We start from the raw sequence: 21081 nt of genomic DNA, 5'->3' as shown, positions 1-21081 counted from the left end.
CAAGACCGGCCCCGGCGGCCCGGATTGCCGGCCCGCGTGAAGGGGATGTTAGGAAACCCGTCGTAGGCACGGGGAGCACGGCCGGGCATCCACAAACCCCGCCGGACGACCATGACCGGAGAGGCCGATGACCCTGCGCCGCCAGATCCTGCTGTTGCCGCTGCTGCCCGTTGCCATCGTGCTTGCCCTGATGATCGGCGGCATGGTGTATGTCGGCCAGCACAGCCTGTCGCTGACCTACCGGCAGGCGCGCGTCGATGCCCAGGAGGTGTTGCGCAGCGCGCTGGATGCCAAGCTGACCGAGGCGGCCTCGCTGGCCGTGTTCATCTCGAACATGCCCTCGATCCGCAAGGCGGTGGCGGCGCGCGATGACATGGACCTCGAATCGCGCTTCAAGGAGAGTTTCAGCGAGCTGCGCGAGCAGGCGGGGGTGAAGCAGCTGCAGTTCCACATTCCCCCGGCGACCTCGCTGATTCGCCTGCACCAGCTGGACAAGCGCGGCGATGACCTGTCGGAGTATCGCCATATCATTGTCGAGGCGAACCGCAGCGCGCGCGTGCTCACCGGGGTCGAGCGCGGGGCCTTCGGCGTCGGGCTGCGCGGCGTTGCGCCGGTCAGCCATGAGGGCAAGCATGTCGGCACGGTCGAGATCGGCTTCGACATGGACGACGTCTTCCTGAAGAACCTGTCGGCGATGACTGCCAACAATTACGAGTTCTACCTGGTCCCCAATGCGGCGGCGGCAGCGGCCGGCGATGCCGATCCGAGCGGCGTCAAGCGGGTGGCCAGCAGCCATGGCGGCCCGGAATTCCTGACCCCCGAGGTGGTGATGACCGCCCTGTCGGGCAAGGACCATGCGTTCAGGATGGATCTGGACGGCGTCACCCAAGTGGGCAGCGCCTATGTGATGCGGGACTTTTCCGGCGATGCGGTGGGTGTGGTGGTGACGGTGTCGCCCAGCATGCTGGCGACAGAGCTGGCGACGCTGGAGATCACGGTGACGGCGCTGGCGCTGATCGCTTCGTTGACGCTGTCTGGCGGCATCGCCTGGCTGTTCTCCAACCGGCTGATCGCCACCATGGCGCGGCTGAGCCGGGCCACGCGGGAGGTCGCCGAGGGGCGGGCCGATACAGCCATCGAGGGCGCCGAGCGGCGCGACGAGATCGGCGACATGGCCCGCGCGCTGCAGGTGTTCCGCGAGAACCTGGCCGAGACGGCAAGGATGAGCGCGGCGTTGCGCGCCGAGGAAGAGGCGGCGCGCAGGTCCGAGGCAGCCCGCGCGGCGCAGGAGCGCGCAGCACTTGCGGCGCAGGCGCAGGTCGAGGCGGCCGCAGCGCAGCAGCGGCAGCATCTGGAGGCGGAAGAGCGCGAGGCGGCGCGGCGGCGCGCCGAGCGGGCCCGCGCGCAGCTGGAGGAGCAGGAGCGGGTCGTGTCGGCGCTCGCCGCGGGGCTTGAAGCCCTGTCGCGCGGCGATCTGGGCTGCACGCTCGAGGCGGCCTTGCCGGGCGAATACGACAGGCTGCGGGCGCATTTCAACTCTGCCGTGGAGCAGCTGGCGCTGGCGCTGCAACAGATCGGCACCAGCGCCGGGCGGATCGACAGCGAGGCCGGCAAGCTCGCCCAGATCGGCACCACGCTGGCCCAGAGCACCGAGCGCAATGCGGCGGCGCTGGAGGAAACCGCGGCGGCGCTGACCGAGCTGACCGCCTCGGTCTCGTCCGCGGCCGAGGGCGCGGTGGCGGCGCGCGACATGGCGGCGGTGGCGCGCGGCAAGGCGGAAAGCGGCGCGCAGGTGGTGCGCGATGCGGTCGGCGCGATGGCGCAGATCGAGGGCTCTTCGCAGGCGATCTCGCGCATCACCGGGGTGATCGACGACATCGCCTTCCAGACCAACCTGCTGGCTCTGAATGCCGGGGTCGAGGCAGCCCGGGCCGGCGAGGCGGGCCGCGGCTTTGCCGTTGTCGCTTCGGAAGTGCGGGCGCTGGCGCAGCGCTCCTCCGAGGCGGCGCGCGAGATTTCGGGGCTGATCTCCACCTCGAGCACGCAGGTGCAAAGCGGGGTGAAGCTGGTGGGCCAGACCGGCGAGGCGCTGGCGCAGATCGTGGCCTCGGTGCGCGACATCTATGACCGGATGGGCGAGATCGCGGCTTCGGCGGGCGAGCAGGCCAATGGCATCGCCGAGATCAACGGCGTCGTCAGCCAGCTGGACCAGACCACGCAGCGCACCGCGGAAATGTCGGACCAGTCGGCCGCCGCGGGCCGGGCGCTGGCGGCGGAAGGGGGCGAGCTGATCCAGACGGTGCAGCGCTTCCATTTCGGGCCGGCGCAGCACTCCTTGGGCGCGCGTTTTGCGGCGGAGTGAGAGGGGTGCGGAGTGAGAGGGGTGCGGAGTGAGAGGGATGCGGAGTGAGAGGCGGGCCAGCGTAGGAGCGGGCCGGCGCCGGGGGCGATCCGGCCGGGTTGCCTCTGGGCGGACAAGCTGCTGCGCGCGCGACCGGGTCCCCGGCCGCCTGTCGCCGCCTCAACCGGCCTTGGCGGCCTTCTTCAGCGTCTTGGCGTGGTTCGAGATCCAGTCCATCAGCGCCAGCAGCACGCCCGAGATCACGAAGACCAGATGGATGATCACCATCCAGCGGATCTTGTCGGCGCTGTAGGCGCCGACATCCATGAACACCTTCAGCAGGTGGATCCCGGAAATGGCGACGATCGAGGCGACGAGCTTGAGCTTCAGGGTCGAGAAATCGACCTCGCCCTGCCAGTCGGGCCTGTCCACATGGTCGGCCAGGTCCATCCGGCTGACGAAATTCTCGTAGCCCGAGAAGATCACGATCAGAAGCAGGTTGGCGGCGAGGCTGAGGTCGATCAGCGCCAGCGCTCCCAACACCGCATCATCGACGGTGATCACCGGGATCGACAGGGCGAAGCGGACCAGCTCCATCAGGAAGGCGTAGAGCAGGATGATGAGGGCGCCGACCAGCCCCAGATACATCGGCGCCATCAGCCAGCGGCTGGCGAAGAGCCCGCGTTCGAAAAGTCGTTCCATTGCACCCGCATCCTGCCTTGTTGCAGCGCAGCATTACGGCGGAATCGGTGAGCCGTCAAAGGCGATTCCGGCCTGCGTCAGCACGGCGCAGTGCGGGCGGGGGCTGATGCCAGGCGCGGACTGCTGCCGGGCGCGGGGTCGCTCTGCAGCGCGGGGGCACGGAGCGCGCCCCCGCGGCAGATGTCAGGCCTGCGCGGCGACCACGATGATCTCGACCTTGTAGTCGGGCGTGGCGAGCTTCGACTCGCCGGTGGCGCGGGCCGGGGTGGCGCCGGCGGGGGCCCAATCGTCCCAGACCGCGTTCATCTCGGCGAAGGTGGCCATGTCGGCCAGCCAGATCTGGGCGCTGAGGATGCGGGTCTTGTCGGACCCTGCGGCGGCCAGCAGGCGGTCGATCTCGGACAGGACGGTGCGGGTCTGGTCGGTGACGCTCTCGCCCGGGTTGCCGACCTGACCGGCCAGATAGACGAGGCCATTGTGGATGACGGCCTGGCTCATGCGCGGGCCGGATTCGAGGCGGGTGATGTCGGACATGGGGAACTCTCCTGCGTTCGGGATACCGGGGGTTCATAGCCCGGTCGCGGGGCCTCGGCCAGATGGTTTTGCCGCGGCGCGCTGTGCCCGGAACCTGCGGCGGGGCAGCGGGGTTGGACGGAAAGCGAACTGAAAGGCACCCGAAATGACCGATCCGAGCAAGGAAGCCCGCCGCAAGATCCCGCTGGCGTTGATTGCCTGCCTGCTGGCGGCGGCCGTCATTCTGTACGCCTGTTCCTGGAAGGGCGAAGGCACCGACGCCCCGGAGGTCACGACCGAAGGTCTTGCAGCGCCCGATGGTCAGGCCGGGGAGGGAGAGCCGACGCGGCCCGCGGTGCAGGACCAGGTTCCGGGCGGCTGAGCGCGACGACGACGAGAAGGCGAGGACGAGACTGCGGCGACTTGGGTGGCGATGGCTGCCTGGGTCGCCGCATTCTTCAGATCGCGGTGGTCACAACCGCCACCAACAGCGCGAGCATGGCCCCCACCAGCAAGGTCCACCAGAATGTCGAGTGATTGTAGATCGGCGCCTTGGTGTAGCAGTCTCCGCAGCGCGGAGCATTGTAGCGCAGCATGTATCCGCAACGCCGGCATGCGTAGATCCTCCGCGGTGCGGAGGAGTTGGTTTCTGTCATGGGAGGTCCCCTGTCCCGACGAATGTGTCCAAAATACGGCACTCGTAAGCACGTGACGCAAAAGGAATAACTTGGTACGGAATGGCATTCTGCATCGCAGAATTATCCTTGTGGCGCAAGGTTTTTCGGGGTCAGCGCCAGAGTTACGCTAGGTAAGCTGGCCGCCACCTGGCCCTGCCGTTCCGGCCCTGCGATGGGGCAGAGGCGATCGCGGCGAAGCGCGCCGGCCCGTCCCGCAATCAGGACGCGCGAAGGGGGAAATCTGCGGAAGAAGAGATGGAGCGGGTGAAGGGAATCGAACCCTCGTCGTAAGCTTGGGAAGCTTCTGCTCTACCATTGAGCTACACCCGCGACAGCGCCGTAGGTAGCCAAAGCGCCCTTGCGCGTCAAGCCGGTTCGGCGCGCGGCAAGGCGCGGGGGGCCTTGCAGCGCCAAATGCCCGCGATCCGCTGCCGGACCGCGGGCCCGGGGTGGGCCGGAACGCTGGAAGGGAACCGATGAAACTGGCCCGCCAGATCCTGTGGCCCGCGTGCGGCCGGCGCCGGCGCCGTCGCCTGGCACGGGAGAGACATCCCACCCTGCGCAGGCCCCTGCCACCGACCGCAGCCGGCTCCCCCTGCGCCTTGCGGCGCAAGGGGCGGCGGGCTTTACATCGCGGGCAGCAGGACGGTGTCGATCACATGGATCACGCCGTTCGACTGCATGACATCGGCGATGGTGACGTTGGCGACATTGCCCTGACCGTCTTCGATCATGACAGCGCTGCCCATGGTGGTGACGGTGAAGTCACAGCCACCGACGGTGCTGACGGTGTGCGAGCCGCCATCAGCCTGGACCATGCCCATGATCGCCTCGGCGGTCGCATTGGCAGCGACGACGTGGCAGGTCAGGATCTTGGTCAGCTGATCCTTGTTTTCCGGCATCAGCAGGGTTTCGACGGTGCCTGCGGGAAGCTTTTCAAAGGCGGCGTTGGTCGGGGCGAAGACAGTGAACGGGCCCTCGCCTTGCAGCGTTTCCACCAGGCCCGCGGCCTGCACGGCGGCGACCAGCGTGGTGTGGTCGGCCGAGTTCACGGCGTTCTCGACGATGTTCTTGTCCGCGAACATCGCGGCGCCGCCGACCATCGGGTTTTCGGCAAAGGCGGGGGCAGCGACCAGAGCAAGGGTGGCAGCCAGGATACGGGTGGAAATCATCACTAGTCCTCCGAGGTGTTGGGCGGAGGTCGTCCCCGCCCTGACCCTTGCAGTTACGGGAGGGCCGTGGGCGGAGTTGCAGGTGTTGAGATCACGAGCCCGTGATCGTCGCCGTCACCAGGATCGGGCCGGTCGGCTGCCCGGTGGGCGAGCCGCCGAGGGGCTCGAGGCTGACGGCCAGAACCGTGCCCGGCGGGACTTCGGTGGGCGCCGCCAACTCGCCCTCGCGCAGCAGGCCAAGCGGGACCGGGGCGCCGCCCTCGGCGATCACCCAGAACTGGTAGTCCTGGCCCTCGGGGGCGGCGGGGCCGGCGGTGCGGGTGACATGGATCACGCCGAAGCGCGGCTCGAACCTTGCGGCGACGCGCAGGTCGGTGCCCTCGGCCACCAGCTCGGCGATCACGGCATCGGGGATCGGGCGCAGCACCGGCAGCACGGTCAGCACCACGGCGGCGGCAAGGCCGGCGCCGAGGCCGAGCCCGGCGAACAGCGACCAGCGGCCAAGGCGCGAGCGGGGGGCAGGGGCGCCGAAGATCCGCGCCTCGATCTGCGGCCAGAGCGTGCGGGGGGCGCGGACCGGCGCGAAGCCGTCATTGAGCGGGGCGAGGCGGATTTCCCAGTCGGCGATGCGGGCGGCAAAGCGGGCATCGCTGCGCGCCCGGGCCGCCGCTGCGGCCCGGTCAACGCGCGGCAGCGTGCCAAGGACGTATTCCGCCGCCAGCCCGTCATCGCCCTCGTGAATCTCCGCCTCGCCGTTCATCGCCCGATCATGCCTCCAGGCAGTCCTTCAGTTTCATCAGGCCCCGCCGCAGCCAGGACCGCATCGTGTTCACCGGCACCGCGAAACGGGCCGACAGCGCCTCGTAGGACAGCCCATCCAGATAGGCGCCGCGCACCGCCTGCGCCCGGTCTGGTTCCAACTGGCCAAAGCAGTCGGCAATCCGCCGCGCCTCGCTGCTGGCGATGGCGCTTGCCTCGGGCGAGAGGCCCGGGGCGGCAAGCGTCTCCAGCGCCGAGGCATCCTCGGTCCGGGCGGGCCGGGCGCGCAGGCGGTCGATGCAGTGGTTGCGCGTCACCGCGATCATCCAGGTCATGCCACGGGCACGGCCGGCATCATAGCGGTGGGCGCGGGTCCAGATCCGCACGAAAACCTCCTGCAGCGCCTCTTCGGATTCGGCCCTGTTCCCCAACATACGAAGGGCGGTGCCAAAGAGTTTCGCGGATGAGGCGGAATAGAGCTGGCGGAATGCCTCGCGGTCGCCCGAGGCCACGCGCGACAGAAGCGGCGCGAGGGGGTCGGGCTCGGCTGCGCCAGCCCCCGAGGGGCCCTGCCGGTCGCCGGATTGCGGCCGCAGCTCGCTCATGCAGTCCTCCCTCGCCGCGGGCGCGGCTGCGGACAAGGTAGCGGAAGGGCGGGCCGGTGCAAGGTCGGAAGCGGTGGGGAACGGGATGTGCCGAAGGGGGGGCTTCGCGTCGAAACCGTCTTCTTGCCCGGAACAAGGCGCTTCAGCGCCGCCGGGCAGCGCCCGTCCGCCCCCCCGGGCGGGCGCTTTGCAACGTCAGCCCCTAGAAATTCTGGGGGAGATGCTGAACCATAAAGCGCCTAGAACGAGCGTTGTTCGCCCACCCGGCGGACGGGCGCTGCCCTCCACCTGCGTCGGAGGCGCCTGCTCAGCTCCGCCGCCGCCGCCGCCCGCCCTCGCCACCGGAGCCGCCGCTGTTGAAGCTGACATCGGGCAGGGTGACGACCTGCGCCAGTTCCGGGAAGGGGGCGGTGGCGTGCGGGATGGCGTTTGCGGCCACGAAATGCTCCTGGAAGCGCGGCTCGATGGCGGTTTCCACCTTGTGGATGCGCTGCACGGTGGCCTCGATGGCGGCACGGGCGGCGAGGGAACACAGCGCGATGCGCGCGCCGGTGCCTGCTGCATTTCCGGCGGAGGAGACCCTGTCCAGCGGCGCATCGGGGATCATCCCCAGCACCATCGCGTGCTTGGGGCTGATATGGGCGCCAAAGGCCCCGGCCAGCACGATGCGGTCGACCTTGTCCACCCCGATCTCGTCCATCAGCAGCCGCGCCCCGGCATAGAGCGCGGATTTCGCCAGCTGGATGGCGCGGATGTCGCCTTGCGTCACGCTGATCCGGGGGCCGCCCGTCGCACTGGCGTCGTGCAACAGATAGGCGTGCGTGCGCCCGGTCGGTTCGCAACGGTCGGTGCCGGTCTGTTCGGCGGATCCGATCAGGCCGGAGCCATCGACGATGCCCGCCATGCGCATCTCGGCCACCGCCTCGATGATGCCCGATCCGCAGATGCCGGTGATGGCGGTCTGCGCCGTGGCCTCGGCGAAGCCTGCGTCGGTGGACCACAGGTCGGAGCCGATGACGCGGAAGCGCGGCTCTTTCGTCACGAGATCAATCTCCACCCGCTCGATGGCGCCGGGTGCGGCGCGCTGGCCGGCGCTGATCTGCGCGCCCTCGAAGGCCGGGCCGGTGGGCGAGGAACAGGCCAGCACCTGCCGTCGGTCGCCCAGAAGGATTTCGGCATTGGTGCCGACATCGACGATCAGCACCAGATCGTCCGAGGTTTCCGGCGCCTCGGCCAGCGCCACCGCCGCGGCATCGGCGCCGACATGCCCCGCAATCAGCGGCAGCAGATACACCCGCGCGCCGGGGTTCAGCGCGGCCAGCCCCAGATCCGCCGCCCCTAGCGTCAGGCTGCTGGAGGAGGCGAGCGCGAAGGGTGCCTGTCCCAGCTCCACCGGGTCGATCCCCAGCAGCAGGTGGTGCATCACCGGATTGCAGACCACCACGGCCTCGACAATATCGGCGCCGGTCAGCCCCGCCTCGATGGCCAGCGCCGCCGCCAGCCCGTCGATGGCCTCGCGCACCACGCGGGTCATCTCCACGTCGCCGCCGGGGTTCATCATCGCATAGCTGACGCGGCTCATCAGATCCTCGCCAAAGCGGATCTGAGGGTTCATCACGCCTGAAGAGGCCAGCACGCGGCCGTCCGACAGGTCGCACAGATGCGCGGCGATGGTGGTGGAGCCGAGGTCGATGGCGAGCCCGCAGAGCGGCGCCTCGCGGAAGCCGGGCCAGATGTCCACAAGGCGCACCGAGCCATCGGCGCCGCGGTTGACCGCGACCGTGACCTTCCAGTCCCCCTTGCGCAGCGCCGGTTGCAGCTTGCGCAGGATATGCAGGTCGGGGGCCAGGCCGGTCACCTGCCATTGATCCGACAGCGCGGTGCAGAGGCGTTGGAAGTCGCCCGTCGGCTCATCCATGCTCGGCTCGGCCACCTCGACGAAATAGCTGCGGGTGGCGGGGTCCATCACCATCACCCGGTCCGAGGCGGACTTGCGGATCACCTGCCGGTGCAGCTGGCTTTCGGGTGGCACGTCGATGACCACGTCGCTTTGGATATGCGCCTGGCAGCCAAGGCGGCGGCCTTCGATCAGCCCGCGCTTCTGGCGATAGCGTTCCTCGACGGCGTTCCACCCGCTCAGCGCATCCGCCGCGACGGTCAGCCCGTGCTTGGGGAAGGCGCCGGTGCCGGGCGTGATCTGGCATTTGGAGCAGATGCCGCGGCCGCCGCAGACCGAATCGAGATCCACCCCCAGTTGCCGGGCCGCAGCGAGCACAGTGGTGCCCGGGGCAAAGCGCCCGCGCTTGCCCGAGGGGGTGAAGATCACAAGCGCCTCTGTGGCCTCGGTCATGGATGTCTCCGCTGGCTGCCGCCTGCCTGTTCTAAGGCGCGCGGGCTGGGGCGCCATGCCTGTTCGCGGCAGGGCAGGGGCGGGTTGCGGCAACAGGGGGCTTCAGGCGGGGCGGAAGTGCTTGGAGAGCTTCAGCCCCTGGCCCTGATAGTTCGACGCAAGGTCGGCCCCATAAAGCCGGTCCGGCACCGAGGCCATGCGCTCATAGACCAGCCGCCCCACCACCTGCCCATGTTCCAGCACGAAGGGCGCCTCGTGGCAGCGCACCTCCAGCACGCCGCGGCTGCCGACACCGCCGGCGGCGGCATGGCCGAAGCCGGGGTCGAAGAAGCCGGCGTAATGCACCCGGAATTCGCCGACCATCGCCAGATAGGGCGCCATCTCGGCGGCGCATGCGGGGGGGATCGTCACCGCCTCGCGGCTGACGAGGATGTAGAAGGCGCCGGGGTCGAGGATGATGCTGCCATCCTCGGTGCGCACCTCCTCCCAGAAGTCGCGGGGGGTGTAATGGCCGATACGGTCAAGGTCGATGACGCCGGTATGCGGCTTGGCCCGGTAGCCGACGAGGTCGGTGCCTTCGGGGCGCAGGTCAACCGAGAAGCCGAGCCCTTCGGAGATCACCGCCGTGCCGCTGACCAGCGGGTCGGCGGCATGCAGGGCGCGCAGCTCGGCATCGGCCAGCAGCGCCTGGCCTGCGCGGAACCGGATCTGGTTCAGCCGCATCCCGGGCCGCACCAGCACCGAGAAGGAGCGCGGGCAGATCTCGGCGTAGAGCGGGCCGGTATAGCCGGCGGGAATGCGGTCGAACTCCACGCCGCCATCGGTGATGACACGGGTCAGCAGGTCAAGGCGGCCGGTGGAGCTTTTGGCATTGGCGACGGCGGTGATGCCGGCGGGCAGCGCCAGCCGCTCCATCAGCGGCACGACATAGACGCAGCCCTTTTCCAGCACGGCACCATCCGACAGGTCCATCCGGTGCATCTCGAATTCGGCGATGCGGCCCGCGACCGGGCGGTCTTTCCCCGCAAGAAACGAGGCGCGGACGCGGTAGGCGGTCGCCCCGAGGCGCAGGTCAAGGCTGGCGGGTTGCAGCTGCGCCGGGATCACGGCCGGGTCTGCCGCGATGGCGCCCTGGTCGATCAGCGCCTGCAAGGCGGTATCGGGAAGCACTCCGGTCGCGGTCATCACTGCCCCCTCTAGGTGCACGAACGCCCGCCCCCATGCGGGAACGGGCGTTTCGATGTTGGTCGGGCCGGTGAGATTCGAACTCACGACCTTCCGCCCCCCAGACGGACGCGCTAACCAGGCTGCGCCACGGCCCGACGGCGGTGATATAGTGCGAGGCTTGGGCCGGGCGCAAGCGGCAAATCGCGGCAGTGTCACGGGAAATGTCGGCGGGACGGTGCGCCTGTGGCATTGCCGGGGCTCAGCGGCCCCGGCCAGCGCAGTCCCGCCGGGCGCGGATCGCCTCCAGCCGAGCGTGGAGCGCGGCCAGGGCCTTGGCATGGGGGGCAAGCCGGGCAGGGTCGGCGGCGCGCAGGAGGGCGGCCAGCGGGCGGCCCTCGTCCTCTGGGGGCGGCTCCGGCTCTGGCACGGGATGGGCAGCGGGCGGGGCGGGCCTTGGATGCTCGGGTGCGTCCATCAGCGAGAAGAGGCCCGGCGGGTCCCCCGCAGCCCGACGCCGCACCAGCACCCGGGGGCGGGGGGGATCGTCGGGGGAGGTGTCGGGTGCGGGCGCGGGTTCTTCCCTCGGCTCTGCCTCGGTGAGGGGCGGCTCCAGAGCGTCCTCGGCGTCCGGCGCTTTGGGTGCCGCCCCGGAAGGCTGGATGGAGGCGGGCGCCTCGGCCTCCGCGGCGAGATGATCCGGGGAGGGAGTTGCCACTGTCGCCGGATCGGCCTGCAGGGCCTTGTCCGCCTTTGCAAACGCGCCCTGTTCTTCGGGCGAGGGGGCCAGATCGGCCAGACCGCCGAGATCGTCGGTGCCGGATGCCGCCTCGTTCGGGGCGGCGGCGTCCAGCAGCTCCTCCGCATCCGGGATTTTAGCAACCGGCTCTGCCGGCGCGGCTACCGACTTCACCCCGTGGTCGCGCAGCATCTTCTGCACGCCGCGGATCGCCAGCCCGTCATCGTGCAACAGCTTGCGGATGCCGGCCAGCAGCGCGACGTCGGCGGGGCGGTAATAGCGCCGCCCGCCGGCGCGCTTGACCGGGCGCACCTGCGGGAAGCGGCTTTCCCAGAACCGCAGCACATGGGCAGGGGTTTCCAGCATCTCGGAGACTTCGCTGATCGTGCGGAAGGCGGTCACGGATTTGGGGCCCGCGGACCTGTCCGTCGAAGTTCCGCCTTGGCCCGCGGCAGGAGGCCCGGCTTGCGTGGTGTCGGCGGAGTTTTCCATCACGCCCCCTTCGGCCCGGGCGAGGCCGGTCAGTTACGGTTGCCCGCCGCCACGCGATCCTTCATCAGATGCGACGGCCGGAAGGTCAACACACGGCGCGGGCTGATCGGCACTTCATCCCCGGTCTTGGGGTTGCGCCCGACCCGCGCGGCCTTGTCGCGCACCGAGAAGGTGCCGAAGGACGAGATCTTCACCTGCTCGCCCCGCGCCAGCGCATCGGACATGTGCTGCAGCACCGATTCCACCAATTGCGCGGATTCGTTGCGCGACAGCCCCACCTCGCGGAACACCGCCTCGCTCAGATCCATGCGCGTCAGTGTCTTCTCACCCATGCCAGTCCCTCCGATATTTTGCGGCAAGGATGGGGGCGATGGATTTCCGAGTCAATATCAATGACTTGGGGCAGGGTCTTCAACCAGCCCAGAACAGGCCCGCAAGGCCCGGGATCGGGGGAGGAACGGGCGCGGGCCGGCGGGGTTTCGCCGGTGGGAGGAAGGGGGGCCGTCTGCCCCCCTCTTGGCGCGTGCCGCGCCAATTCACCCCCCGAGGATACTTGCAAAAGGCAAAGAGGGGCGGGCCCGCTCTGCTTTGCCTTTCGGAAATATCCTGCGGGGGAGCCCGAAGGGCGTGGGGGGCGCAAAGCCCCCCTTGCGCCGGAAGCAGTCGGCTCACCAGCGCAGGACGACAGATCCCCAGGTGAGGCCGCCGCCGATGGCCTCGGTCACGATCAGGTCGCCTTCGTGGATCTGGCCGCGCTGCTTGCCGACCGACAGCGCCAGAGGGATCGAGGCGGCCGAGGTGTTGCCATGGTCCTGCACGGTGACCACCACGCGTTCCATCGGCACCTGCATGCGCTGCGCGGTGGCGCTGATGATGCGCAGGTTGGCCTGATGCGGGACGATCCAGTCGACATCGCCCGCGGTCAGCCCGGCCTTTTCCAGCGCGAGATGCGCGGTCGAGGCCAGCTTCTCGACCGCATGGCGGAAGACGGCATTGCCCTGCATCCGCAGATGGCCGGCGGTGCCGGTGCTGGACACGCCGCCATCGACATGCAGCAGGTCCTTGTAGCGCCCGTCGGAGTTGAGGTCCGACGACAGGATCCCGCGGTCGGCGGAGGTGCCCGCGCCTTCTTCGGCCTCCAGCACCAGCGCGCCGGCGCCGTCGCCGAACAGCACGCAGGTGCCGCGGTCATCCCAGTCCATGATCCGGCTGAAGGTCTCGGCCCCGATCACCAGCACGCATTTGGCCTGCCCCGACAGGATCATGCCATTGGCATTGGCCAGCGCGAAGACGAAGCCGGCGCAGACCGCCTGCACGTCGAAGGCAAAACCGCGGGTGATGCCAAGCCCGGCCTGCACCATCGTCGCCACCGAGGGGAAGGTGTAGTCGGGGGTGGAGGTGGCCAGCACGATCGCGTCGATGCGGTCTGCATCCATCCCGGCATCGGCGAGGGCCGCCTGCGCGGCGCGGATCGCCAGATCCGAGGTCAGCTGGCCTTCGGCCGCGATATGCCGCCGCTCGATCCCGGTGCGGCTGCGGATCCACTCGTCCGAGGTTTCCAGCCGCTGTTCAAACTCGGCGTTGGGCATGATGCGGTCGGGCAGATAATGCCCGACGCCCCGGACCACGGCGCGCGTCTGTGTCATTCGGTTGTTCCGTTCAAGATGCTTCCCCCCGGAGCCACGGCGCTGCCGCCGCTGCCCGGCGCGGCGGCATCCTGCCGCGCCTGCCCGGCAGAGGCAACCCGCGCCGCAAGCCGGTCCTGAAAGCCCGATTGCGCCAGAAGGAAGGCCAGCTTGATTGCCGCCGACACGCCAAGCGCATCGGCAGAGCCATGCGATTTGACGACGGTGCCGTTGAGGCCGAGGAACACGCCGCCATTCACGCGGCGCGGATCTATGCGCTTTTGCAGGCGCTTGAGCGAGGTCAGCGCCAGCAGCGCCGCGATCTTGGACAGGAAGGTGGCGTTGAACGCCTCCTTCAGGAAATCCGAGATCAGCTTGGCGGTGCCCTCGCCGGTTTTCAGGGCGATGTTGCCGGTGAAGCCATCGGTCACGATCACGTCAACCCGGTCCGAGGGCAGGTCGCCGCCCTCGACGAAGCCGACATAGTCGAAGGCACCGGCCTCGGTCGCCGCGCCGATCAGGTCATGGGCCAGCTTCAGTTCCGCCCGGCCCTTGTGCTCTTCGGTGCCGACATTCAGCAGCCCGACGCGGGGCCGCACCAGCCCCAGCCCGTTGCGGGCATAGGAGGCGCCCATCAGCGCATATTGCAGCAGGTCCTCGGCATCGGCCTTGATGTCGGCGCCGACGTCCAGCATCACGTTGAAGCCTTGGGGATTGCGCGAGGGCCAGAGGCAGGCGATTGCGGGGCGGTTGACGCCGGGCAGCTTGCGCAGGCGGATCATCGACAGCGCCATCAGCGCGCCGGTATTGCCGCAGGACACCGCAACCGTCGCCTCGCCGCGCTTGACGCTTTCGACGGTGGACCACATCGAGGTGCCCTCGCCGTGGCGCATCACCTGGCTGGGCTTGTCGGACATCTTCACCACGCCCTCGGCATGACGAATCTCGCAGCGATCCTGCAGATGGCGGTGGCGCGCCAGAAGCTTGCTCAGCTCCGGTTCCGGGCCATGCACGATGAAAGCGATGTCGGGGTTCTTCTCGGCAGAGCGCACGATGCCGGCGACCACGGCAGCAGCGCCGCGGTCCCCGCCCATTGCATCGACAGAGATCACGATCCGTCCCGGGACGCGCCCGGATGCGGCTCCGCTGGCGGAGCCTGCCTCGGCTTCGGCGGCGCGGACGCTGGTCGTTCCTGTGGGTTGCGACATCATCCGCGGCCAGCGCGCCAAAAGACCGGCTTACGCCGCGTCTTCGTCCAGATCGACCTCGGCAGCCTGCGCCACGACTTCGCGGCTGTCATAGGTGCCACAGGAGGCGCAAACGTGGTGCGGGCGCTTCAGCTCGCCGCAGCTCGGGCATTCGGCAGGGTTCGCGGCGACCAGGGCATCGTGGGCGCGGCGCATGTTGCGGCGGGACCGCGTGACTCGGTTCTGGGGGACAGCCATATCTCGACCTCAGGTTCGAGGGGGCAAGCCCCCGTTTTTGCTTGGGTTTCGCACCGTCATGCCAACTGGCACGGGGGGTGAACCCGTTTCGTGAATGAGGCCGGGAACATACTCGGATTCCCTGCCTGCGCAAGTCTTTTCTGGGTGGGTGTTACCGCGCTGCGCAGGGCGCGTCCAGAGCCCGGTTGAAGGGGGTGGAAGTCCTGTCCCGCACAAATTGCGGGCCTTGGGTTCGGGCGGAAACAGGCGAGGCACTGCCTCGCCCCGCCCGTGCGGCCGGCTCACCCGGTGCCGCTGGCAACACCAGACCCGGGGGGGGGCAGCGCCCGACCTGGTGGGCAGGAAGCGCCCGCCAAGGGCGGGGCGGGCGCTGGCCGGGCCCTTTGGGGGCTCGTCGGGTGCAATGGCATATTGCGGTGCGTGGCGAAGGCGATGGCCTTCGCCAGACATCAGGGCGGCAATATCCCGGCCTGAGGCGCTGCTAGTCAGGTCACTCGTCGTCTTTCTTCTCGCCCTCGCCGCGCTGCTTCAGAAGATCCGCCAGCCCGGCGAAGGGCCGCAGCTTCTCCTCCACGATCGGCTCGGCCCCCGGCGGGGTGCCCTGCACCGCGCCCAGATCGGCCCCCGGCGCGCGGGGGTAGAGCGGCAACGCCAGGGTCAGCGCCTCGGCCATCACCGCGCCGGCGTCGATCACCTGGGGCAGGGGCTCGACGGTGTCATCTTCGGACATCTCGACCTCATCGGCTTCGATCTGCGGCATGTCGGCGAGGTAGCGGCGCTTCACATCCTCGTCGATGCGGGTCTGCACCGGGGCCAGCGTCACGATGCAGGCCTGCACCACGCTGGCGCCCAGTCTCGCAGTCAGCTCCCAGTCATGGCGGCCCTTGGGCACCAGCTCGCCCTTGAAGGTCAGCTTGCGTACCTCCAGCAGGCCCAGATCCGCCGCCAAGGCCGCCAGCGCCTCCGCGTCCAGCGCCAGCGCAAAGCGGGTCGGCTTGCGCGAGGCGAGGTCTGCCACGCGGAAGGCGTGCGACCAGGGCATGTTCGCGGGGGGTGTCATCGGGGATCGGTCTTGCATCGTCGGGTCTCCTCATCAGTCTGTGGCTGCCGTGCCGCACCCCGCAGCGGGGGCCAAGGTCCCCCCAAGTCGCGGGACGGCTTGAAGACAGGGCCATCCTTGTTGTAAGCCGCTTAGGAGGCAAGTGCCGGCATGGCAAGGGCCGGACCTGATGCGGGGTGCAAACCCGGCGGCAGGACCGGGTGCGCCGCGCAGTTGCTACGAACGGGCCGGGAACTGGGCCGGAAGGCGAGGGGCAGGAGCGACATGGTCGGTATCGGACGGATCGTCAGGCGGATGGCGCGCAATCTGTGGCTCGTGCTGGCAATCGGCGCGCTTGCCGCCTGCCAGCCGATCTATCGCAGCCACGGCTATGTGCCCTCGGACAGCGATCTGGCCATGCTGGTCGTGGGTCAGGACACCCGCGACACGGTGGGCGATTTCATCGGCCGCCCGTCTTCGGCCGGGGTGCTGGAGGATGGCGGCTGGTATTACGTCGGCAGCCGCTGGCGCGAGCTTGGCTTGAGAAAGCCGCAGGAGATCAGCCGCGAGGTTGTCGCCATCAGCTTCAACGAAGGCGGCGTCGTGCAGAATATCGAGCGCTTCGGGCTGGAGGATGGCCGCGTCGTCACGCTGTCGCGCCGCGTCACCGACAGCAACATCAAGGGCGTGACCTTCCTTGGCCAGCTTCTGGGCAGCATCGGCAACGTGAACGCGGGCCAGTTCCTCAACTGATCCCGCGTCCCGGTGCCGGGAGGGCTCAGCCCTCTTCCTGTTCGAAGTCCAGCGCCACGCCGTTGATGCAATAGCGCAGGCCCCCTGCTTCGGGCGGGCCATCGGGGAACACATGCCCCAGATGCGCGCCGCAGCTGGAACAGGTCACCTCGGTCCGGCGCATCCCGTGTGTGGTATCGACATGCTCCTCGACCGCCTCGCCCTTCAGCGGCGCGGTGAAGGACGGCCAGCCGCAGCCCGAATCGAACTTCGTGTCCTTGGTGAACAGCGGCTCGCCGCAGCAGGTACACAGGAAGGTGCCGGGCCCGGGCGCAAAGCCCGGATGGCTGAACGGGCGTTCGGTCCCGGCCAGCCGGGTCACGCGGTAGGCACTCTCGGACAGCTGCTCGCGCCATTCTGCATCGGATTTCTGGATTTTGGGGGCCATAGGCTGCCTTTCTTCGCGCGGTTGGGTCAGATGGTGTATATGGGGATTCAAGGGCAGATCCCACAGGCCGGGGCGCTGCCGCGCCAGAAGCCGTGATGGCCGCAGTTGTGAAGGACGCACCAGATGTTGTCGCTGCGCCGGGGCCGCTACCAGGCCCGCTTCGCCGAAACGCCCGAGGATCTGGCCCGCGCGCAAGGATTGCGCTGGCTGGCCTTCGTCGCCAATCGAGGGCTGGCCGGCGAGGCGCCGATGGGCCGCGATGCCGACGCCTTCGATGCGGTCTGCCGTCATGTGCTGGTCGAGGAGGTCCGCTCCGGTACGCTGGTCTGCTGCTTCCGCCTGCTGCCGCTGGCGCGCGGCGACGAGATCGGGCGCAGCTATTCGGCGCAGTTCTACGAGCTGTCGGCCCTGCGCGCTTTCGACGGTCCGATGGTCGAGATGGGCCGCTTCTGCATCCACCCCGCCTGGCACGACCCCGACATCCTGCGCGTCGCCTGGGGCGCGATGACCCGCTATGTCGATGAGGAGGGGGTGGAGATGCTGTTCGGCTGCTCGTCCTTCATGGGCGCCGAGACCGAAGCGCATCTGGATGCGCTCGCCATGCTCAAGGATCGCCACCTGGCCCCCAAGCGCTGGCTGCCGCGGGTGAAGGCGCCCAACGTCTTCCGCTTCGCGCAGCGCCTGCGCCGCCGCAAGCCAGATGCCAAGCGCGCCATGCTGGGGATGCCGCCCCTGCTGCGCACCTATCTGATGATGGGCGGCTGGGTCAGCGATCACGCGGTGGTGGACCGTGACCTGAACACCCTGCATGTGTTCACCGGGCTGGAAATCCGCGCGATCCCGCCGGCGCGGGCGCGGCTGCTGCGGGGGGTGGCGGGCTGAACCCCGCCCGCCTTTGCCTTTTCCAAATATCCCGGGGGAGCCCGCAGGGCGGGGGCAGCGCCCCCTCTTGCGCCCTCAGCCCGAGCAGCTCGCCCCGCCAAGCACGCAGAACTTCGCGCAATGGGGATGGTTCAGCGCCACGGGGCCCGCCGCCCCCGCCAGCGTCGGCCCAAGGTCGAACTCGGCCTCATAGGGCAGCAGGGTGCAGGCGGTGACGGTGGCCGCGTCAGAGCCGCGGCGGCGCACCACCATGCGCGAGGAGGCGCACATCACGCTGTCCGGGCGCTTGTTCAGGATGCCCCAGCAGGCGGTGGTGATTTCCGGCACCTCGGCGGCGGCGTCCATTTCGGGGAAGATCACCAGTTGGGCGGGGTCCGCGGCCAGAATCGGATAGCCCCGCGCGGCGAAGAGGGCGGCGAAGCCCGCCCGCAGCTCGGGCTCCGGCTCGCCCCACAGCTGCCGGCCCGCGACGGACATGGCAAATCCCTCCGCCGACAGCCAGTCCATCCCGGCCAGGGACCGCGCAAAGCTGCCCGCCCCGCGTTCCTCGTCATGGCGGGCGGCGTCGAAATGGTCGAGCGAGATGCGCAGGGTCATCTGGCCGGGATAGGCGCGCTGCAGGTCCAGCAGCGCCGCCTTCACTCCCGGGCGCTGCATCGGCAGCATGGCATTGGTCAGGATCAGCACCCGCAGCCCGCGCGCCAGCGCCGCGCGCGCCATTCCCGGCATCTCGGGGTTCAGGAACGGCTCGCCCCCTGTAAATCCCGCCTCCAGCAGTGGCCAGCCTAGGCCCTCTGCCTCGTCCAGAAACCGCTCCACCTCGGGAACCGTCAGATAGACCAGCCGGTCATTGGCGGGCGAGCTTTCGATGTAGCAATGGCTGCAGGCGATGTTGCACAGGGTGCCGGTGTTGAACCACAGCGTCTCGGCCCGGGTCAGCGCCACGGTGGCGCGCGGCTCTCCGCCTGCTGTCACGGCAGGGTCGCGGAACTTGCCGATATTGGCTGCGGGGCGCGCGGCGAGGTCCATCGCTGTCTCCTGTGGCTTTGGGGCAAGGGTAACCCTGTGCAGATACGGCGGAAACCCGCAATCGGATTGCTGCGTCGCAGTAGGCGGCAGCGCCAAGCGATGCTAGACTTGGCCTGCGCGGCCCGGTAAACAGGCGCCGTTAGCGCTATCAGGGCGGCAGGCCCGGGCCGCACGGCGCGGCCGACACGGCAAGCACAGACGGCAAGCACAGGCAGGGCAGCATGGTTTCTCGCGTCATTCCGGTCGATCCCTTCGACCTCGTCCTGTTCGGGGCGACGGGCGATCTTGCCCGGCGCAAGATCCTGCCGGGGCTCTATCGCCGCTTTCATGACGGGCAGATGCCCGAGGAGGCGCGGATCATCGGCGCCGCCCGGTCCGATCTGAACGACGAGAGCTTTCGCGCGCTGGTGGCCGAGGCGATTGCGGAATTTGTAGGCGGCAAGCGCTCTGATCCCAAGATAATCGAGGCCTTCCTGCAACGGCTCAGCTATGTGCCCGTCGATGCCCGTGGCACCGATGGCTGGCAGCAACTGGCGGAGAAGATGGAGCCAGGGCGCATCCGCGCCTTCTACCTGTCGGTGGCGCCCGCGCTGTTCGGCGATCTGGCCGAACGCCTGCACCAGCATGGCATCGCCGACGCGACCAGCCGCATCGTGCTGGAAAAACCCTTCGGCCGCGATCTGGCCTCGGCCCGCGCGCTGAACGCAACGCTGGCCGCGCATTTTCACGAAAGCCAGATCTATCGGATCGACCATTACCTCGGCAAGGAAACCGTGCAGAACCTGATGGCGGTGCGCTTTGCCAATATCCTGTTCGAGCCGCTGTGGAATTCGCAATACGTCGATCACGTGCAGATCACCGTCGCCGAAACCGTCGGCGTCGGCGGGCGTGGCAGCTATTATGACAAGTCGGGCGCGATGCGCGACATGGTGCAGAATCACCTGATGCAGCTGCTGTGCCTGATCGCGATGGAGCCGCCCTATCACTTCGACCCCGACGCGGTGCGCGATGAAAAGCTGAAGGTGATCCGCGCGCTGGACCCGATCGGCCCCGATGATCTGGTGCGCGGCCAGTACCGGGCCCATCAGGGCGAGCCGGGCTATCTGGAAGATGCCGAGAACCCCGCCAGCCGCACCGAAAGCTATATCGCGCTGCGCGTGCATGTGGCGAACTGGCGCTGGAAAGGCACGCCTTTCTACCTGCGCACCGGCAAGCGGCTTCGGGCCCGCGCGTCGGAAATCGCCATCACCTTCAAGGAACCGCCGCATTCGATCTTTGACGAGGCGGGAGGCGACTGGCGCGAGAACCAGCTGGTGATCCGCCTGCAACCCAACGAGGGCATGAACCTCAAGGTGATGATCAAGGAACCCGGGCCGGGCGGGATGCGTCTGGTTCAGGTGCCGCTGGACATGAGCTTTGCCGAGGCCCTCGGCGAGAATGGGGCCGATATCCCCGATGCCTATGAGCGGCTGATCATGGATGTGATCCGCGGCAACCAGACCCTGTTCATGCGCGGCGATGAGGTGGAGGCCGCCTGGGCCTGGACCGACCCGATCATCGCCGGATGGGAGGCGCGGGGCGACCGCCCGCAAGGCTATGATCCGGGCTCCTCGGGGCCCGAGGATGCGCTGATGCTGCTGCACCGCGACAGCCGGCGCTGGAGGGAGATCAAGGAATGAAATTCGTCGAATACCCCGACCGCGAGGCCATGTTCATGGGATTGGCCGACCGCCTGTCCTCGGAACTGGGCGAGACGCTGCGCATGGAGGACGGCGCCACACTCTGCGTGCCGGGCGGCACCACGCCGGGACCGGTCTTCGACCTCATGTCGGCCTCGCGGCTGGACTGGGAGCGGGTGACGGTGCTGCTGAACGACGAGCGTTGGGTGCCGGAAAGCTCCGAGCGGTCCAACGCCGGGCTGCTGCGCCGTCGGCTGCTGGTGGAGCGGGCGGCGGCGGCGCGCTATCTGCCACTTTATGCGCCGACCGAGACGCCGGAAGAGGCAATCCCGGATCTGGCTGCGGCCATCGAGCCACATCTGCCGATTTCCGTGTTGCTGCTGGGGATGGGCGCCGACCGCCATATCGCCAGCCTCTTCCCCGGCGCCGACCGTCTGGCCGAGGCGCTGGCCGCCGATGCGCCAATCCTGCTGCCGATGCGGGCGGATGCCGCGTGCGAGCCGCGGGTGACCCTGTCGGCAAGGGTGCTTGCAGGCGCGATGCGCATCCATATCCTGATCACCGGAGACGAGAAGCGCGCGGCGCTTGATTCTGCGCGTGCATTGCCGCCCGAGGAAGCGCCCGTCCGGGCGGTCCTTGCCAACGCGACCGTTCACTGGGCCGCCTGAGCCGCCTGAAAATCTGCCGA

General features: G+C 69.0%; 22 protein-coding genes and 2 tRNA genes. 6 read left to right on the top strand and 18 right to left on the bottom strand.

Annotated features, from left to right (window positions below; genetic code table 11):
* Positions 1 to 127: 127 nt before the first annotated feature.
* Positions 128 to 2362, top strand: a complete 2235-nt coding sequence (locus GVY41_RS12330) for a methyl-accepting chemotaxis protein (protein WP_161346832.1) — start codon at positions 128 to 130, stop codon at positions 2360 to 2362.
* 159 nt (positions 2363 to 2521) lie between these two features.
* Here the strand turns inward: GVY41_RS12330 and GVY41_RS12325 are convergent, their stop codons facing one another.
* Entirely contained in the window at positions 2522 to 3043 is a 522-nt protein-coding gene (locus GVY41_RS12325) for a TIGR00645 family protein (RefSeq protein WP_161346834.1), read from the bottom strand.
* A gap of 183 nt (positions 3044 to 3226) precedes the next feature.
* Entirely contained in the window at positions 3227 to 3577 is a 351-nt protein-coding gene (locus tag GVY41_RS12320) for a RidA family protein (RefSeq protein ID WP_161346836.1), read from the bottom strand.
* Between the two features lie 145 nt (positions 3578 to 3722).
* Here GVY41_RS12320 and GVY41_RS12315 point away from each other — a divergent pair, with 145 nt between their 5' ends.
* Positions 3723 to 3938: a hypothetical protein gene (locus GVY41_RS12315; RefSeq protein WP_161346838.1), complete on the top strand. Its 216-nt coding sequence runs from the start codon at positions 3723 to 3725 to the stop codon at positions 3936 to 3938.
* A 76-nt stretch (positions 3939 to 4014) separates the two neighbouring features.
* Here the strand turns inward: GVY41_RS12315 and GVY41_RS12310 are convergent, their stop codons facing one another.
* The 14 genes from GVY41_RS12310 to GVY41_RS12245 all read right to left on the bottom strand — a co-directional run bounded on the left by GVY41_RS12310 (position 4015) and on the right by GVY41_RS12245 (position 15662).
* Entirely contained in the window at positions 4015 to 4212 is a 198-nt protein-coding gene (locus GVY41_RS12310; RefSeq protein WP_161346841.1) for a hypothetical protein, read from the bottom strand.
* A 277-nt stretch (positions 4213 to 4489) separates the two neighbouring features.
* Positions 4490 to 4563 (bottom strand) — tRNA-Gly (locus GVY41_RS12305).
* Positions 4564 to 4859: 296 nt separating this feature from the next.
* Positions 4860 to 5405 carry a fasciclin domain-containing protein gene (locus tag GVY41_RS12300; protein WP_161346843.1) on the bottom strand — a complete coding sequence of 182 codons (546 nt, stop codon included), beginning with the start codon at positions 5403 to 5405 and terminating at the stop codon, positions 4860 to 4862.
* 91 nt (positions 5406 to 5496) lie between these two features.
* Positions 5497 to 6165, bottom strand: coding sequence for an anti-sigma factor (locus GVY41_RS12295; RefSeq protein WP_161346845.1), 669 nt, complete (start codon positions 6163 to 6165; stop codon positions 5497 to 5499).
* Positions 6166 to 6172: 7 nt separating this feature from the next.
* Positions 6173 to 6769 carry a sigma-70 family RNA polymerase sigma factor gene (locus GVY41_RS12290; RefSeq protein ID WP_161346847.1) on the bottom strand — a complete coding sequence of 199 codons (597 nt, stop codon included), beginning with the start codon at positions 6767 to 6769 and terminating at the stop codon, positions 6173 to 6175.
* Between the two features lie 307 nt (positions 6770 to 7076).
* Positions 7077 to 9119 carry an ASKHA domain-containing protein gene (locus GVY41_RS12285; RefSeq protein WP_161346849.1) on the bottom strand — a complete coding sequence of 681 codons (2043 nt, stop codon included), beginning with the start codon at positions 9117 to 9119 and terminating at the stop codon, positions 7077 to 7079.
* A gap of 102 nt (positions 9120 to 9221) precedes the next feature.
* On the bottom strand, positions 9222 to 10304 hold the full coding sequence (locus GVY41_RS12280) for a 2'-deoxycytidine 5'-triphosphate deaminase (RefSeq protein WP_161346851.1): 1083 nt from the start codon (positions 10302 to 10304) through the stop codon (positions 9222 to 9224).
* A gap of 59 nt (positions 10305 to 10363) precedes the next feature.
* Positions 10364 to 10441: transfer RNA gene (locus tag GVY41_RS12275), tRNA-Pro, on the bottom strand.
* A 104-nt stretch (positions 10442 to 10545) separates the two neighbouring features.
* On the bottom strand, positions 10546 to 11424 hold the full coding sequence (locus GVY41_RS20380; RefSeq protein WP_229726048.1) for a MerR family transcriptional regulator: 879 nt from the start codon (positions 11422 to 11424) through the stop codon (positions 10546 to 10548).
* A 119-nt stretch (positions 11425 to 11543) separates the two neighbouring features.
* Positions 11544 to 11846 carry an integration host factor subunit alpha gene (ihfA, locus tag GVY41_RS12265; protein WP_161346853.1) on the bottom strand — a complete coding sequence of 101 codons (303 nt, stop codon included), beginning with the start codon at positions 11844 to 11846 and terminating at the stop codon, positions 11544 to 11546.
* Between the two features lie 336 nt (positions 11847 to 12182).
* The gene (locus GVY41_RS12260; protein ID WP_161346855.1) at positions 12183 to 13160 is read right to left on the bottom strand and encodes a beta-ketoacyl-ACP synthase III; all 978 of its coding nucleotides are present in this window, start codon (positions 13158 to 13160) and stop codon (positions 12183 to 12185) included.
* Positions 13157 to 14347 carry a phosphate acyltransferase PlsX gene (gene plsX, locus GVY41_RS12255; protein WP_161346857.1) on the bottom strand — a complete coding sequence of 397 codons (1191 nt, stop codon included), beginning with the start codon at positions 14345 to 14347 and terminating at the stop codon, positions 13157 to 13159. The genes GVY41_RS12260 and plsX overlap by 4 nt, the downstream gene beginning before the upstream one ends.
* Positions 14348 to 14377: 30 nt before the next feature.
* Complete coding sequence (rpmF, locus tag GVY41_RS12250; RefSeq protein WP_161346859.1) at positions 14378 to 14584, bottom strand: 50S ribosomal protein L32; 207 nt, start codon at positions 14582 to 14584, stop codon at positions 14378 to 14380.
* 490 nt (positions 14585 to 15074) lie between these two features.
* The gene (locus GVY41_RS12245) at positions 15075 to 15662 is read right to left on the bottom strand and encodes a YceD family protein (RefSeq protein WP_161656900.1); all 588 of its coding nucleotides are present in this window, start codon (positions 15660 to 15662) and stop codon (positions 15075 to 15077) included.
* A gap of 246 nt (positions 15663 to 15908) precedes the next feature.
* Between GVY41_RS12245 and GVY41_RS12240 the strand changes: the two genes are divergently transcribed.
* Entirely contained in the window at positions 15909 to 16376 is a 468-nt protein-coding gene (locus GVY41_RS12240) for an outer membrane protein assembly factor BamE (RefSeq protein ID WP_229726047.1), read from the top strand.
* A gap of 25 nt (positions 16377 to 16401) precedes the next feature.
* On the opposite strand, the gene msrB is transcribed toward GVY41_RS12240, so the two are convergent.
* Complete coding sequence (gene msrB / locus GVY41_RS12235) at positions 16402 to 16803, bottom strand: peptide-methionine (R)-S-oxide reductase MsrB (RefSeq protein WP_161346861.1); 402 nt, start codon at positions 16801 to 16803, stop codon at positions 16402 to 16404.
* A 123-nt stretch (positions 16804 to 16926) separates the two neighbouring features.
* Here msrB and GVY41_RS12230 point away from each other — a divergent pair, with 123 nt between their 5' ends.
* Positions 16927 to 17685: a GNAT family N-acetyltransferase gene (locus tag GVY41_RS12230; protein ID WP_161346864.1), complete on the top strand. Its 759-nt coding sequence runs from the start codon at positions 16927 to 16929 to the stop codon at positions 17683 to 17685.
* 75 nt (positions 17686 to 17760) lie between these two features.
* On the opposite strand, the gene GVY41_RS12225 is transcribed toward GVY41_RS12230, so the two are convergent.
* On the bottom strand, positions 17761 to 18714 hold the full coding sequence (locus GVY41_RS12225) for a radical SAM protein (protein ID WP_161346865.1): 954 nt from the start codon (positions 18712 to 18714) through the stop codon (positions 17761 to 17763).
* A 221-nt stretch (positions 18715 to 18935) separates the two neighbouring features.
* Here GVY41_RS12225 and zwf point away from each other — a divergent pair, with 221 nt between their 5' ends.
* Together zwf and pgl are read left to right on the top strand one after the other, a co-directional pair.
* A complete protein-coding gene (zwf, locus tag GVY41_RS12220) occupies positions 18936 to 20393 on the top strand; it encodes a glucose-6-phosphate dehydrogenase (RefSeq protein ID WP_161346868.1) in 1458 nt (485 codons plus the stop codon).
* Positions 20390 to 21061, top strand: coding sequence for a 6-phosphogluconolactonase (gene pgl / locus GVY41_RS12215; RefSeq protein WP_161346870.1), 672 nt, complete (start codon positions 20390 to 20392; stop codon positions 21059 to 21061). The genes zwf and pgl overlap by 4 nt, the downstream gene beginning before the upstream one ends.
* Positions 21062 to 21081 lie beyond the last annotated feature (20 nt).

It is taken from the genome of Frigidibacter albus (genome assembly GCF_009908165.1).
Classification (GTDB): domain Bacteria; phylum Pseudomonadota; class Alphaproteobacteria; order Rhodobacterales; family Rhodobacteraceae; genus Frigidibacter; species Frigidibacter albus.
Note: the sequence above shows the minus strand (reverse complement) of the source record. Positions and strands in the feature narration are given on the sequence as shown.